Source organism: Mycobacterium sp. SMC-8, assembly GCF_025263565.1.
In the GTDB taxonomy this organism is placed as follows: Bacteria; Actinomycetota; Actinomycetes; order Mycobacteriales; family Mycobacteriaceae; genus Mycobacterium.
In genome coordinates this window covers 3,098,187-3,113,465 of sequence record NZ_CP079865.1, presented here as the reverse complement: position 1 = coordinate 3,113,465, position 15,279 = coordinate 3,098,187, and the positions used below count along the sequence as shown (strand labels likewise).

The 15,279-nt window shown below is 59.6% G+C and carries 10 protein-coding genes and 3 pseudogenes; 10 read left to right on the top strand and 3 right to left on the bottom strand.

What is annotated here, in order from left to right; genetic code table 11:
* Positions 1–97 precede the first annotated feature (97 nt).
* Together KXD97_RS15160 and KXD97_RS15155 are read left to right on the top strand one after the other, a co-directional pair.
* Positions 98–1,477: a nucleotide sugar dehydrogenase gene (locus KXD97_RS15160; protein ID WP_260757671.1), complete on the top strand. Its 1,380-nt coding sequence runs from the start codon at positions 98–100 to the stop codon at positions 1,475–1,477.
* Between the two features lie 538 nt (positions 1,478–2,015).
* Positions 2,016–2,558: a glycosyltransferase gene (locus KXD97_RS15155; RefSeq protein WP_260757670.1), complete on the top strand. Its 543-nt coding sequence runs from the start codon at positions 2,016–2,018 to the stop codon at positions 2,556–2,558.
* 249 nt (positions 2,559–2,807) lie between these two features.
* On the opposite strand, the gene KXD97_RS15150 is transcribed toward KXD97_RS15155, so the two are convergent.
* Both KXD97_RS15150 and KXD97_RS33295 read right to left on the bottom strand, forming a co-directional pair.
* A complete protein-coding gene (locus KXD97_RS15150) occupies positions 2,808–4,028 on the bottom strand; it encodes a hypothetical protein (RefSeq protein WP_260757669.1) in 1,221 nt (406 codons plus the stop codon).
* Positions 4,025–5,044: a glycosyltransferase family 4 protein gene (locus tag KXD97_RS33295; protein WP_396885416.1), complete on the bottom strand. Its 1,020-nt coding sequence runs from the start codon at positions 5,042–5,044 to the stop codon at positions 4,025–4,027. The genes KXD97_RS15150 and KXD97_RS33295 overlap by 4 nt, the downstream gene beginning before the upstream one ends.
* A gap of 855 nt (positions 5,045–5,899) precedes the next feature.
* Between KXD97_RS33295 and KXD97_RS15140 the strand changes: the two genes are divergently transcribed.
* The 8 genes and pseudogenes from KXD97_RS15140 to KXD97_RS15105 all read left to right on the top strand — a co-directional run.
* Positions 5,900–7,159: an O-antigen ligase gene (locus KXD97_RS15140; RefSeq protein WP_260757667.1), complete on the top strand. Its 1,260-nt coding sequence runs from the start codon at positions 5,900–5,902 to the stop codon at positions 7,157–7,159.
* 244 nt (positions 7,160–7,403) lie between these two features.
* Positions 7,404–7,571: a hypothetical protein gene (locus KXD97_RS15135; protein WP_260757666.1), complete on the top strand. Its 168-nt coding sequence runs from the start codon at positions 7,404–7,406 to the stop codon at positions 7,569–7,571.
* Between the two features lie 585 nt (positions 7,572–8,156).
* Positions 8,157–9,167: pseudogene (locus KXD97_RS15130) on the top strand (IS256 family transposase); the annotation flags it as partial.
* A 105-nt stretch (positions 9,168–9,272) separates the two neighbouring features.
* On the top strand, positions 9,273–10,130 hold the full coding sequence (locus KXD97_RS15125; RefSeq protein ID WP_260757665.1) for a site-specific integrase: 858 nt from the start codon (positions 9,273–9,275) through the stop codon (positions 10,128–10,130).
* Positions 10,131–10,370: 240 nt separating this feature from the next.
* Positions 10,371–10,946, top strand: a complete 576-nt coding sequence (locus tag KXD97_RS15120) for a DUF6431 domain-containing protein (RefSeq protein ID WP_260751629.1) — start codon at positions 10,371–10,373, stop codon at positions 10,944–10,946.
* A 167-nt stretch (positions 10,947–11,113) separates the two neighbouring features.
* A pseudogene (locus KXD97_RS15115) lies at positions 11,114–11,383 on the top strand (tyrosine-type recombinase/integrase); the annotation flags it as partial.
* Positions 11,380–13,335, top strand: coding sequence for a tyrosine-type recombinase/integrase (locus KXD97_RS15110; protein ID WP_260751333.1), 1,956 nt, complete (start codon positions 11,380–11,382; stop codon positions 13,333–13,335). The pseudogene KXD97_RS15115 and the gene KXD97_RS15110, both read left to right, overlap by 4 nt.
* Positions 13,336–13,378: 43 nt before the next feature.
* A pseudogene (locus KXD97_RS15105) lies at positions 13,379–13,603 on the top strand (transposase); the annotation flags it as partial.
* A 176-nt stretch (positions 13,604–13,779) separates the two neighbouring features.
* Here the strand turns inward: KXD97_RS15105 and KXD97_RS15100 are convergent.
* Positions 13,780–15,276 (bottom strand): polysaccharide biosynthesis tyrosine autokinase, encoded by a 1,497-nt coding sequence (locus KXD97_RS15100; protein WP_260757664.1) that lies wholly within the window; start codon positions 15,274–15,276, stop codon positions 13,780–13,782.
* Between the last annotated feature and the right edge of the window lie 3 nt (positions 15,277–15,279).

The window sequence follows — 15,279 nt, the reverse complement described above, 5'->3', positions numbered from 1 at the left end:
AAGGCCTTTCGAATCAAGGTACGATCAGGCCCAATGTCGCGCGGAGCCGTTCCACACCTTGTCTCAAGGCACGAACTATCGCCGAGTGGTGACGAAGATGACTGAAATACACAGGATGGGGGATCTCTTGGAAGACGCAGCCGCACTTGGACCTATAGCCCAGGAACTGCTTCAGCGCATCGACCGCCGGGAGGTGACAGTCGGGGTCATTGGACTCGGATACGTGGGGCTTCCTTTGGCGATCGCCTTCGCCGAACAGGGAATAACCGCCTTAGGTTACGACATCGATGCCGACAAGATCGATACGCTAGCCAGCGGAGAATCATATTTGAAGACTGTGAAGGCCTCGGCCATCAGCGATGCTCTGGAAGCAGAAACATTCCTGCCCGTCAACGACATATCCCAGTTAAACGGTGCTGATGCGATCTTGATCTGCGTACCCACCCCCCTAAGCAGGCACCGAGAACCGGATCTATCGTACGTGGACAACACGGTCGCTAGCCTGGTTCCTCATGTCAGACAGGGGCAGGCGCTAGTCCTCGTTTCTACAACTTATCCTGGAACCACGGATGAAGTCGTTCGCCCGCACCTAGCCGACTCTGGCCTGACGGTAGGCGAAGATATTTTCCTTATCTATGCGCCGGAGCGCGAGGATCCCGGTAATCAACAGTACGACACAGCGTCGACTCCCAAAGTAGTGGGCGGCGAGAATGCTGATGCACTAGCTATAGGATGTGCCCTCTTCGGCCTTGTGATTCAACAGGTCGTCCCGGTGAGTTCACTTGCAACGGCAGAAGCCGTCAAGCTGACAGAGAACATCTTCCGATCGGTGAATATCGCCCTCGTAAATGAGCTCAAAATACTCTACAACCGGATGGGTATCGACGTCTGGGAAGTCATTGACGCCGCGAAAACAAAACCTTTTGGGTATATGCCATTCTATCCCGGACCCGGCCTTGGTGGACACTGCATCCCTATTGACCCTTTCTACTTGACTTGGAAAGCACGCGAGTTTGGGATGACTACTCATTTTATCGAGCTCGCGGGTCAAATAAACAACAACATGCCCGAGTACGTCTTGCAGCGCCTTTCGGAGGCCCTCGATGCAAATTTCCAGATCGGATTGAACGGAGCTCGAATACTGCTTGTCGGAGTATCTTACAAGAAAAATATCGATGACACGCGCGAAAGTCCAACCTTTGCAATTTTGGAGTTGTTACAGCAACGCGGCGCAGAGGTAGACTATCTCGATCCGTACGTCAGCGAAATTCCCAAGCTGCGCAAGTATCCTCAGCTTGAGAAAATGCGTTCAAAAGATCTCGCCGAGATCAAAGGCGTATATGATGCGGCCGTTATATGTACCGATCATGACAACATGGATTATGAGCACCTGGCTACTCACTGCAACATACTTGTCGATACGCGAAACGCCCTACGGAATCTTGACGCTACGAAATTCAAGGTTGTGAAGGCCTGATAAAACGCGCAGGTAAGACGAACGATATGCGTGCTCATAAACACTCTGCCCGTCCGCACAGAGTTATGGCGGTTGCGTCAGCAGGAGGACATTGGGTTCAGTTGTTCCGCCTTCGTCCCGCCTGGGACGGTTGCGAGGTCACGTACCTAACGACCAATAGGGACTATCGAGGCCAAGTGATCGCCGACGCTAAAGATCGCGGCCAACCACCCCCTAGATTCATCGTCGCCATCGCCGCGAACCAGTGGCAAAAGCTGCGTCTCGCTCGCCAGGCCGTCCAAGTTGGCTTGGCACTCTTACGAGTCCGACCCCATGCAGTTATCACGACCGGAGCCTCCCCAGGGTTCTTTGCAATTTACATGGGCCGACTGCTTGGCGCTCGAACCGTTTGGGTCGATAGCATTGCCAACGCGCAGGAGTTGTCCTTGTCTGGCAGGCGAGTGGGCCGCTACTGTGGCCTGTGGCTTACTCAGTGGGAACATTTGGCGAGGAATAACGACGATGCTTATAGCCACCCAACATTCCGTGGGTCAACTTTATGATTTTTTTGACCGTGGGTAGTGAACTGCCTTTCGACCGCTTGGTAGCGGCAACAGATCACTGGTGCGAGGCGCGTCAACGTCACGATGTGTTCGGACAAATCGCTGATCCAGGCGCTGACGGCTACCGGCCGGCCAACTTCCAGTGGAGTCCGTTTCTATCGCCTCAAGACTACGAACAGCGCTGCAAAGAGGCAGATCTAATTATTGGCCACGCGGGTATGGGCTCAATCATTACGGCGATGACTTATATGAAGCCAATAGTAATAATGCCGCGCAGACTCGCAAACAAAGAAACTAGAAATGATCACCAGGTCGCTACCGCTGAACGACTAGGCGTCCGCAATGGTGTTTTTGTAGCCCGTGACGAATTTGAGTTACCGATCGTACTTGACGCTGCTTTATCGGACGATGTTGCCCATAAGCGCCAAGAACCCTTGGGGCCGTACGCAGAACCCAGCTTGATAGCCGCGATCCGCAGCTTTGCTTTGCTGACTGATCGTGTCGGCATCCGTCGATCACTGTTACGTGTAATAGACTAACGACTTTCAAATTTGTGCGTCGGCACAGTACGTTTCGACGCTAGCAGTTAGGCGGATCGGCACCGAGGTACTGCCCGCATGACCAGCCCACGCAACACTTCGAGAAGTACCGAGTCAAGCAAACGCGTTCACGACCCTTGCGTGACAGGACGAAGAAATCGTTTGCAGCTGTCGTACCGTTAGCGGCCTCCGACACATAAACTGCCGCGTGGGAGATTCTGAAATTCGTTTTTACAGCCGCGGCTTATGTCAACTATCGCCACCTGATGACCGATGTGAATGCAGCAGAGCAATCCACCATGCCGCCACCGATATTAATGCAGCGAGGGCTGACGCCGTCGCAGCGCCCACTGCGCCAAAGGCAGCCGCGCCAGCCAACAATGCGCCTGACTGAAACGCGGACGCGAACAGTCGGACTCGAACCACGAGTCCAGCTGAACCTCGAAGCCTCATGACTTGGACGAGGACCTGGGCGATCGAAATAAACAGAAATGCAGCGATGAGTGCCGGAGCTGCGGATTGGCCCGAATACCAGCTGGAACCAAGGAGGAATTCCCCGACTTGATATGGGATCAAAACCACCGCCACTGCATAGAGTCCGCACAGGGTGGCGAAGACGCTCCAAACTACGGGGGCCGGTCTCGGCAATACCCGGTCGTGAGAAAGCGACAGACGGATGCGGGGTATTAAGTACACAATCATCGCCGAATAAGCAACATTGAGTGGCCCGGTAATTACATAACCCGCACGAAGTCCCCCGGCCACGGCCAAACTTGCCACCAAAGGAATGAGTGCAGTTGCAGCTTGACCGATGCCGCTGGCCGCGACAAAATCTGCTGCATATTGAGCGCCAGCGGTTCTTCGGTCCGCAATCCAACTCCGGGCTCCATTCATCCTCGGCCTCACCTGGGGCCATCGCAGCATCGCGACGATGATCCCGAAACCGGCGCCCAGCCCCCAGCCGAGGATAGCCGCTGGTATGGGAGGTATACCAAGCAATCCGACCGCAGGTGCGCCAAGTAGCGCCCCACACAGCCAGATAAGGTCCACCGTCAGTGCGCGGTCGTGAAGTTCATCGGTGAATGCTGTATAGCGAATCGTATCCGCCAGTACCGCGACCGGTGTGACTATTACGAAACTCCATGGTATCCATCGTGCGTCTGCCGGCGCTATCACGCCGGAGCTGGCGAGCAGGATGATGCCTGAAGCTAAACCGGCGATGAGCGCAGCGGTGCTACTAAATGACCGCCAGTCGCCGGCGCGGTCAAGTTCAGCGCGCCCTGTTATTAAGTTAACTTCTCCAACAAATGATCGGCTAAGCCCCAACAGAACAAAGAAGATAGCGTAGGTAACAGCAAAAATACCAAATTGATTTACGGACGAATCTCGCGCAGCATAAACCGAGAGGACCAAAGTGATTAGGCTGGATACAGCTTGGTCGGCCCCTAGGCCGATTAGCTGCCGCTTCATGGCTCCAGACCGGCAACCAGTGAGGCCCACGCATTCACGACCGAAAGATCGTTGAACTCCTTGTTGCGATTGCGCTCCGCCATGGAGAATTCGTACGTGCCGCTTACTGCCCGGCGTATTGCCGCGGCAAAGCTCTCCGACGTGGAGTCCGCTCGCTCGCCGCAAACGAATCGGGGAACCATCTCGTTCATTGCGGGCAAGTCTAAGACCACAATAGGACGATATCGTGCCGCCGCCTCGACCATTGTGTAGCCAAAGGTCTCAGCGAGGGACGGGTGAACAACTACTTTTGCAGTGTTCATTAAACGGTCAGCGTCCGGAACATACCCCAGTAGGCTCACCCTCTTGCCTAAGCTCAGTTCCTGGATTAAGGCAAGAAGTTGGTCGTGCTGTTTGCCATTGCCGGCTATTCGCAACTGGTAATTACCGGGCAGATGCTGCATGGCCCGAATGGCCAACTTCCAATTCTTGCGCGGCGTCAGAGAACCTATGCCTACCATCTCCACGGACTGCTGGTCGCCACCCGTATCAGCATTGATTGCGCCATCCGCGGTACGGGCTGCCATATTGGGTATGACAGTAAGATTCCTTAACGGCCACACAACTTGCGCAACAAAGTCTTTATTCGATTGACTTACGCAAACTACCCGCTCCAGCCGAAATGCTAACAATCGCACGGCAGTAGCAGCCAATGTTACCCGCCATTCGTGGCGCACGCGCCACGGTAAGAAAGTGTGCTCCCACAAGGTCAGCTTAAAGCGTGAAAGCACGGTTGCGATTGCTAGGGCTGCGAATGCCCAGGATCCCACCGCGACGATTACGGCACCCGCCTCTGCCCTCGTTCTGGCTATGCATCGGAGGCGCTTAATGGCGAGGAGTCGGCCCACCCATCCAGAACGAAATTCCAATGCCGTTATCGCGTAGGGGGCGCCCTTCGGTGAGGGTCCGGAGATAAGGACTAGTTCAATTTGATCGGGAGGTAGGTTTTCCAGCAAAGACTCCAGCGCCTTTTCCATACCCAATCGTGGATGGATGCAATCTGCCACAAAGACGATCGGTTTTGATAGCCGCATAGACTCGCGAGACTACACGATGATGAACTGAAGTCCCGCTTCACCACGAGTGGCCGAGCCACTCTTCCTAAGACCGATCTCACGTGTAAAGAACTCAAGTTGCAGGGCTGGGCGGTCACGCCCGTCATATGGAAGCATAAACTTGGCTCCATCAGGCCGCGCTTTCCCTCCCACGTCGACACGAATACGATCCTGTGGACAATCCAGGAGTTGCATAGCCCGGGTATGAGCAGCGGCATGCCGCTGCAGGTGGCAGACGTCCTCCGACGGAGTCCGTATGTTTGCTGACGTCTGTCAGGCGGAAGTGTAGTGCTCGAAAGGTGGATGCGCCGCACGGCCCAAAGACCCCACACGATCTCGCCCAGTCGCTTTGCCTAGAGAGTTCCGCCGCGCTATAGCCTAGCAACGACATGGCGGTCCTAGGTAGCCCGGCCAACGCGAAGTACTCTGCGTGGCCGCACTCTTGGTGCCATCCCGCCCGCCGTCCTATACAGTGCCGCATTGAGGGCCTTCCTCGGCGTTGCCGGTTGTCGCCGAGAATGCACACGCGCGCCATGACGGCGGCATCAGTAACTGTTGCGCTGTCGCCACAATAGTTAAAGTGTCGTAGATCGGTTTTCGCTATTCGAATGGGCCAGCCCCTTAGCGATCCTGTGTAGGCTCGAAATTCGAGGGGGGACTGTGATAGTTGCCGTCGTCGTCGCACTTCTGACGGTGTTTGCGAACATGCTCGTCACGCACCGCGTAAGACTCATCGGGGTGGCACTGCTAGTCACTCCGCAGCTATACCTGCCGGGAGTGCCCGTCGAACTCGCTACTGTCGCTGTGCTCTGGACACTAAGTACGTGCATCTTTGGTCTGGCAGCCCGCGGGCGACCGACAGCAGCAAGCCCACTCGTCGGCATCATGACCCTGTTTCTATTCCTGATAACGGTGTCACTGCTTTGGGCAACACCGTCCGGGGTTGACAATGGTGTGGCAACCACAGTTCGCGGTGCTCTGTTCTTGCTGTGGCTCCGAGAAGTGATCGTCGTGGCGAAGGAAGACCCGGGGTTTCTCAACACTGTAGTGTTGTGGACCGTCCCAGGGGTCGCCGTCCAATCTGTGCTCTCAATCATTTTCCGAATAGATCCCGGCGTTGAATTTCTTTTCCTCAACTCTAAACTGGCCACCTACTTAGTGGGACCGCAAGCTTCAGATCTCTACGCCGACATAACAAACAATGTGTGGTATCCGTTCAAATCTGGTGGGTTCTTTGTGAACGGTAATGTTGCATCCCTGTTTGGCGGTGTCGCCGCCCTTCTCTTCATCGTGGCGGCACGCCGCAGCGGCCGCCACTGGCCCTACGCCGTTGCAATTCTCGCGCTCACCGGATCGATCTATACCGGCTCGAAGACAGCGATTCTTGTTACCGTAGGTTGTGCGCTGGTCATCCTGCTGCTACCGCATATGCTCCGCGGCTGGGCCGTGCTCGCGGCAATCCCTATCGCGATTCTTGCGCCATTAACCGCCTCGCTAGCGATCGAACTACTGCAAAAAGCCGCGCCGAACTTCTTTGCACTGTCTGAAAGGAGTCTCGATGATAGGGGCACGATGTGGTCTGGTGCCGCAACTCTCTTCAAAGAGTCGCCACTAGCAGGTCTTGGTTTCGGCGGCTGGTCAGAGCAGATGACCAGGTTCACTTCGCGGCCCGACATGCCGCCGCATAATTTAATTATCGCCACGTGGGCAAACTCTGGGACGATCGCCGCAATAGTAGCTGTCGTCTTCATAGCGGCTGCGATAGCTTTCGGCCTTCGAGTGGCAGCGGCGCAGCCGACTGTTCACGAACGCCGTACAGCCATATTGGCGCTTTGCGCGGTCACATGGGTATTCCTTCACGGCATGGCAGACAACACGACCGTCTATGGAGAGCAGCGGTCTATGATCCTCTTCGCGTTAGCAATCGGTTATCTGTATGCCATGACGCCTAATATGCACCGCAGGCAGCACAGTGCTGATATTGAGGGAAACAGCCTTTCCGCCGATCAGAGACCTCAATCCGCAAGCCGCGGGTAGCATGCCGAGTACCCAGAGCCAGAATACGGGCCGCATTCCCCTTCGGTCTGTCGATGCAGTTGTGCTACGGAAAGATTTCCTAGGCGGTCTATGAACGAAGATAACGCTCGCTGTCGACTAAAAATTACCGTCGGCAAATGCTGATATATCGACCGTCGACGCGGTCGTTCGTTAGCACGCCGATCCGTTCTCGTCGCCGTGGACCTGACGCCACCACTTTCGAATGCGCGTAAGCTGCGGCGCCGTGCCGAAATTCCAGCAGGCGACGCTTAGCATCGACGATCGACCGTTCCTGCCGACCGACCACTCTCAGGTGACAGCGACCGACTGCTGGCAATTAATGCACACGGTGTCACCCGTTGCCGACACCAGCTGGCTGTCGAGCAGAAGCTTACTCACCTACAACGGTTGAGTTTTCGAGACCTTATTCGGCCGCTTATTCTCGGCTCTGCCAACCCGGAACACCGCGCCGTTGAGTCGAATTCGCTGCGCAACATCCTGCTCCTTTTTCGGCCGGAGCGGGCGCGGTGACGATACCAATATTTCTCACTCTCACCAGTTCCACGGGTATTGGCATGCCTAAAGTTCGATTGAGACCAGGCCCGAAATCCGAGCCTGCAGAGTGGTTGGCATCAGACGCCACCGATGGGAAAGTGACGTGGAGTATCGGCTCCGGTCGAAAAGTGAGCAGGTAGTTATCTGAGCAGGCTGCTCAGGGATCAACCGGAGCCGACAGTGCAGATCGATGAAATTCCATTAGTCTTTGAAGATCTGAATTCACGTACCGCATGCGAGCCGCGGTGAAGACTTAACGCTCTGTACTGGACAGAGGTGGGATGGTACAGCGCCACGATAGGGTAAGTCCCCTGGCGTGGTGGAGTTTCGGGGGCCGGTGACGGCGGTGCTGGGTGTGTCGTTGCCGGTGTTGGGGTGGGCCATCGCGTAGTGGTCAGTGAGTTACCGACCAAAGTGACTCACGCAAAGGACACACGACGCGATGACCCAGGATCATTCTGCCCTGCTTGCCCAACTAGATGCACTGAAGTCCGCCGATGCGGGCGCGGTGTTCGCCGAGCTGATCCGAGCCGGGCTGCAGCAACTGATCGAGGCCGAAGCCACCGCCACCATCGGCGCCGGCCGCTACCAGCGCACCGACGGACGCACCGTGCACCGCAACGGGCACCGACCCAAGACCATCTCGACGACCTCCGGTGACGTCGAGGTGCAGATCCCCAAGCTGCGGTCCGGATCGTTCTTCCCGTCGCTGCTGGAGCGGCGCCGCCGCATCGACAAGGCCTTGCATGCGGTGATCATGGAGGCCTACGTGCACGGGGTGTCCACCCGCAGCGTCGATGACCTGGTGGCTGCGATGGGCGTGGAGACCGGGGTCTCCAAGTCGGAGGTCTCACGGATCTGCGCCGGCCTGGACAAAGAGATCGAGGCGTTTCGCACCCGCAGCCTGGCCCACACGACGTTTCCGTACGTCTTCTGCGATGCGACGTTCTGCAAAGTCCGTATCGGAGCGCACGTGGTCTCTCAAGCCCTCGTAGTGGCCACGGGGGTGTCCATCGATGGCACCCGGGAGGTGTTGGGTACCGCAGTCGGTGACAGTGAATCCTACGAGTTCTGGCGGGAGTTCCTGGCATCGTTGAAGGCCCGCGGCCTCAGTGGCGTGCACCTGGTGATCTCCGACGCCCATGCTGGTCTCAAAGCTGCTGTGGCTCAACAGTTCACAAACTCATCATGGCAGCGGTGCCGAGTGCACTTCATGCGCAACCTGCACACCGCGGTCGCGGCCAAACACGCCCCGGCGGTCACCGCGGCGGTCAAGACCATCTTCGCCCACACCGACCCCGCCGAGGTGGGCGCCCAGTGGGATCGGGTCGCCGACACCTTGGCGGCCAGCTTCCCGAAGGTGGCCGCGATGATGGCCGAGGCCAAGACCGACGTGCTGGCCTTCACCGCGTTCCCGAAGGCGCACTGGCAAAAGATCTGGTCGAACAATCCCAGATCGGTTAACCGGCCCTCCCACGACACGACTGTGGATGCGGCGTGAGGTTCGAGGCCGCGGGTCATGTGTGGCGCATGCTGGCGGGGCCGAGAGGGGTAGGCGATGACTGTTCGGGTGCGCACCAGCAGTGACGGCTATGTGATCGATGGCCCGTGGGAGGGGTGCGCAGCGGCAAACGCATTCCTGGTGCATCTGGCCGGACGCGGGTTCAGTGCGGCGACGGTGCGGGCGTATGCGTTCGATGTGCTCAATCTGGCTCGGTTCCTGCTGGACCGTGATCTCGCGGTGGCGGCGGTGACGCCGGTGGAGGTGTTCGAGTGGATCGACTGGCAGGATGTGCGCCGTGACCACCGGCGCAGCCCGGCGAGAAGGAATGGCGGGAGCGCGGCGGCATCGACGGTCAACCGGCGGGTCTCGGCGGTGCGGGCGTTCTTCGAGTACCTGGTGATGACCGGGACGCGCTCCGAGAACCCGGTGCCCTCACCGCGGCGCGGGCAGGGGCTGAGACCGGTGGCGCGGGGACTGCTCGGGCATCTGGGCCCGGGTCGGCCTCGGGCCGGAGGCCGGCTGGTGCGGCAACCGCGGTTACTGCCCGAGTCTCTCGATGCCAATGCAGTCGAGCGGTTCGTGGCGTCGTTGCGAACCCACCGGGATCGGGCGATGGTGTGGGCGATGCTCTTTGGGGGCCTGCGCAGCGCCGAGGTGCGGTCCTTGCGGTTGGCCGACATCGACTTCGGTCGACGGCGGGTGCGGGTGCGGGTGCTTGGTAAAGGCTCGAAGGAGCGGGTGGTACCGGTCGATGCAGCATTCTTCACCGAACTGTCGGCCTATCTGCGCCTCGAACGCCCACCAGGGTTGACGACCGAGGAGTGTTTCGTGGTGCTGCGCGGACCCTCCGCGGGGGCCCCGGTGTTGACCGTCCCTCTGTGTGACGACCACGGCGGGGGTGATCGTCATTGAAGTTGTCGAAATCCCGGGTCGGGGACGGCGGTCGTCTGCATCATCAGCGTGCCCACGAACGGACCCCGCGCTGGTCTGCTCGCGCAGAGTCCATTTCGGCTCCGGCGCGATGCCGAATCCCGAGATCGTCACAATCGGTGACGGCGGACGCGTCGATTCTGCGGTCGCCCAACACGAACTGACCCCTATCCCGGTTCCCGGGTGATAGGTAAGGCTGGTGGATCATGGACTGGCTCTGCGGTGATCGTCGCGCGCACCGGCGAACTGGCCGAGAAACTGCTCGCCGCCGGCGAACTCCGCTGCCCGCGGTGCCGCGACGGCCAGCTGACTTCTTGGGGCTACGGCAGGCGGCGCTCCGTGCGCGATCACGACGGGACCACGATCACGGTGCGCCCCCGCCGCACGCGATGCCGGTCCTGCTCGTCAACGCATATCGTGATGCCCGCCGCTCTGCAGCCACGCCATGCCGACACCACCGCAGTGATTGGAACAGCATTGCTGCACAAAGCAAATGGACTCGGACACCGGCGTATCGCGGCGACCATGGGGCGGCCGGTGTCCACCGTGCGCCGCTGGCTTCGCCGACTACCGCCAGAGCACCTGGACCGTCTCGCACGCGACGGGACCGAGCAGCTGCTCGCCCTGGACCCCGACACGTTCACCGCGCTGCGCTACCGAGGGAACATGTTGCACCACGCGCTGTCGCTGTTGTCGGCAGCGGCCTACTGGGACCGCCGCCGCTACGCCCTCGGTGAGCCGCCGTGGACCCTGATCGGGATGTACACCCGCGGCCGCCTTCTGGCGCCACCCGGCTGACCCTCCGACGTCCCCGCGCTGCCGCCGGGGGCGTCATCACCATGCCTGCCGACAGTCGTCACCATGACGACCACCGCGTCGCCGCGACGATTACCCCGTCACAATGCAGACCGACCCCCGAAATCACGTCTGCATCCACAGTGACGCCATCGTCTGCATCCTGAGCGACGGCCAACACCCCGGTCACCGAGGCCGGACTGCGGTCACTGTTTCGGCGGCACCGAGACCTGTCTGGTGCGACGAGGGTACGTCCACACCGGCTGCGCCATACCTACGGCACCGAACTCGCCTCTGCTGGAATCGATCTGATGGCGCTGCGGGAGTTGATGGGCCACGTGTCCCCGGAAACCACCGCCGGATATGTGCACCTGTCGGTCGAGCAACTCGCCGCCGAATACGGTGCGGCTCGCGCCAGCCTTGCCGGGACACGACGATGACCACCCAGACGCTCGCATCGATGGACCTGCTGGCTGACCCGGATGCGGTGCTGGACGACTATCTCGAACACGTTGCCAGCCTTGGTCTCAGTAGCAGGTCGGTGCGTGGCCGCACCCGCGGCGCGAGCACCTTCCTGACCGAGCACCCGGATCTGCGGGACTGGATGACCAGACCGGCGGTCGAGCGGTTGGCCGATCTGCGCAACAACGGGGCCTGGCCACTGCTGTGTCATGTCATTGGCCGGGGCGAGTTGCGCCTCGACCTCGAACTCGCGGCCGTCAAGAACCTCACTGGTCTGGGACGAGCCGTCGAGGACCGTGACCCGGGCGGATTCGCCGCCGTGCGCACCGCCGGGCTGGCCTTGGGCTGGACACCACAGTGGATCGAGACGGTCTTGGGTGAATGTCTGGCGGTGCTGCTCGCCTGGCACGGCGGACTCGTCGACGATGTCGACAACGGCACGGTCGACAAGTTCGACACCGCGCTGGCTGCCACACAATCGATTCCGGCATCGTCGAGGCGCGCCTACCGCAACCGGATAGCCGGGTTGCGGCAGATGCTTTTTCAGGCTCGCATCGTCGATACACCACCACGGCGGCGGCGTTGGGCCCGCAGCTACGCCCAACGCTTCGCCGACGTGGCGATGACTGACCTGATCCGGGAGACGCTGCTGCGTTATGTCACCGTCCGGGCATCGGTGCTGCGTCCGAAATCCGTCGAATCGTTGATCAACGATTTGCTGCCGTTCGCGGACTATCTCACCACCACTCATCCCGAGCTCACCTCGTTCGGGGATCTGGATCGCAGTCACATCGAGGGTTTCCTGGTCTGGAATCGCGCCCGCACCTGGCGTGGACAACGCGCCGCCGCCGGCGCCGGACGCACCATCTCCAAGGCCGTGATCCAATCGACGGTACTGAGCGTGCGCAACCTACTCGACGACATCACCGAATGGGGCTGGGAGCAGGCACCGCCGCGTCGTCTGGTCTTCGCCGTCGATATCCCGAAACTCGATCAACCCCTGCCGCAGGCCCTACCACCTGATATCGACGCCGCGGTGATGAACGCGGTTGCCCAGCTGGAGGATACGTTCGCCCGCGTCGGGCTGACAGTGCTTCGCGGGGCAGGGCTGCGGATCGGGGAGCTGCTCGACCTCGAACTCGGCAGCGTCGTCGACTACGGACCCGCCGGCACCTGGTTGAAAGTTCCGTTGGGCAAGCTCGCCACCGAACGCATGGTTCCGCTCTCGGCCAACACCATTGCCGCATTGGACCAGTGGACCAGCAGACGTGGTGTTTGCCGCCCACTGCCGCATCCCCGTACCGGAGCGCCTACCGATTTCCTGTTCGTTGCGCACGGCCGCCGTCTCGGACAGACGCGGTTACGCAATGGCCTGCTCGCCGCCATCGAGTCCTGCGGGCTGCGCGGGACCGGCGGCGCACCGCTGGTGGTAACCCCGCATCAGCTACGCCACACATGGGCCACCGAGCTCGCGAACGCAGGCATGAGCCTGCAGGCCTTGATGGCACTGCTCGGACATGTCACCCCGCAGATGACTTTGCGTTACGCCACCTTGGCCTCACCGACGCTGCGCGATGCCTATGACCAGGCCATGGGAAAGATGCGACGACAGTTCACTCTCACTCCGGTCGGCAAACCCATCGTCCCCGATGCGGTCAGCTGGCTCGGTAGTGAGATGCTCAAAACACGTGTCGCCCACGGCTACTGCGCCCGCCACCACAGTGCCGGCGCCTGCCCCTATGCCAACATCTGCGAAACCTGCGACAACTTCGTCACCGGCCCCGAGTTCCGAGGCGCACTCGAAGCGCAACGCACCGACATCCAGACTCTCGAAGCAGATGCCCGCGCCCGTGGCTGGCTCGACGAAGCCGCCCGTCACCACCGTGTCGCCGAGGCGTTGACCGACCACCTGCACCGCCTCGACCGCTGACCAATCGACCACCGAGAGTTGATCCGACCCCGAGGGCCGGTTAATCGAGCGGCTCAACAAGGAGATCAAGCGCCGCGCCGACGTCGTGGAGATCTTCCCCAACCCGGCGGCGTTCCTGCGGCTGGCCACCGCGGTGGTCATCGAATCCCACGACGAATGGCAAGTCACCCGCCGCTATCTCTCCGATGTCTCCATGGACGAACTACGGGCCGTCATCGCCGCCAAACACGCCGCGGCAGCACTTGCCAAACAACACCAAATCACCTAGCGTTCAACACGACTCGTTGATCGCGACGCGTGAACCACGCCAGATCCGAAGTCCACCACTCCCCGGGACGCTATCCCACGATAGGCACCGGTCACACTGCGAGGCTCCTATTCGCTAGTCGCGCACTGGGCTGGGAGTCGCCGCGCGCGTCCCTGCACAGTCGAGCCACCTCTGCTTCACTTTCGTCGACGCCTTCCGCTGCCTGGCACACCTGCGGTGAACTTTGAATCCGTGCTGTAAGTGCCAGGCTGTGGACTTGGGCTGACGTTCGCTCGACCTAAACCAGCGCCACCGCCGGCGGGTTGCTTTGAATCCGACTCACCGTAGGTGCCGTAATAACCGTACGAGCTATATGCCCCTCCTCCGCGTGCTGGCACCATCGTAAACACCGCACCCAATAGAGGAGCACCTACGTTCTCCAGACTGCTAACCGCATGAGTTAGTTGTTCGCGCTTGGTCTGCCCGTAGCGCGCCATCAAGAGCACGCCGTCCGCACCTGCCGCCAAGACTGCGGCGTCGGTTACAGCGAGCAGCGGCGTCGAATCGACAATTACGTAGTCAAATTTTTCGCGCAGTTCTGCAAGAAGCTTCCGGGCCGCTTGCGAACCGAGTAATTCACTCGGATTCGGCGGGACAGCGCCTGCTGCAAGTACCGTTAATCCAGAATAGCGAGTCTTTTGAAGAGCCTCACCGAGAGTGGCCGCGCCGCTCAGCACGGTGCTGAATCCTACTGCGCCAATTAAATCCAGGTACTTATGGATCATTGCGCGGCGCAGATCTCCATCGACGAGCACAACAGTGTGGTCCGCCTCCGCAAGCGCAAGCGCAACATTAATTGCAGTCGTCGATTTCCCCTCATGAGGCATTGAGCTAGTGAACACAATCACGCGTGGGGGATTGTCAACCGCTAAAAACTGCAAGTTAGTTCGGAGTTTACGAAACGCTTCGGAGATTGGGGAATTCACGTTCTCGAAAGAAATCGCAGTATTCTTGCGTCGCTCTTTGTCCATCGGAATACTGCCGACCAAACTGGTGCCAGAAATCTCCTCGAAGTCGGCCCGGGTCTTTACTGTGTTATCGAGGAAATCGCGAACGACAGCAAGTCCCATTCCGAGCAATACACCTAGCGCAAATCCGATTGCAAGATTGCGGGAAGTTTTTGGGATGACTGGACTTTCGGGGATCGATGCGCGCTGCTCAACCACCACTCGCGAGTCCGGGCTCGCCCCGTCTTCTGGCGTCTCCAATTCGCGAACCATTGCAACGAACTCATCGGACAGGGTATTCGCGATGTCGCGCGCACGCACCGGCGACTCGTCCAAAACTTCGACGTCTATAAGAACGGTATCAACCTTTGAACCAGCTCTCACCTTCGATTGCAACTCATCGGCCTTCATATCTAGCCCTAGTTTGTCAATCGTGCGCTGAGCAAGTGTCTCACCCATTATTAACTGGGAGTACGACACGACGCGTTCCTTCGAGAAGCGGTTGCCCTGATATGCGTCGGACAGAGAGGAACCGGCCGTAGTCGACACAAAAAGCCTCGTCGAAGCCGCGTACTCCGGCGTTGTCAGGAAAGTGTATGCAACTGCTCCGAGAGTCACGGCGACTACGGTTGCACATACGGTGATCCAACGCGTACGAAGTACCTTTATGAAGTCTTGTAGGCTCAACGC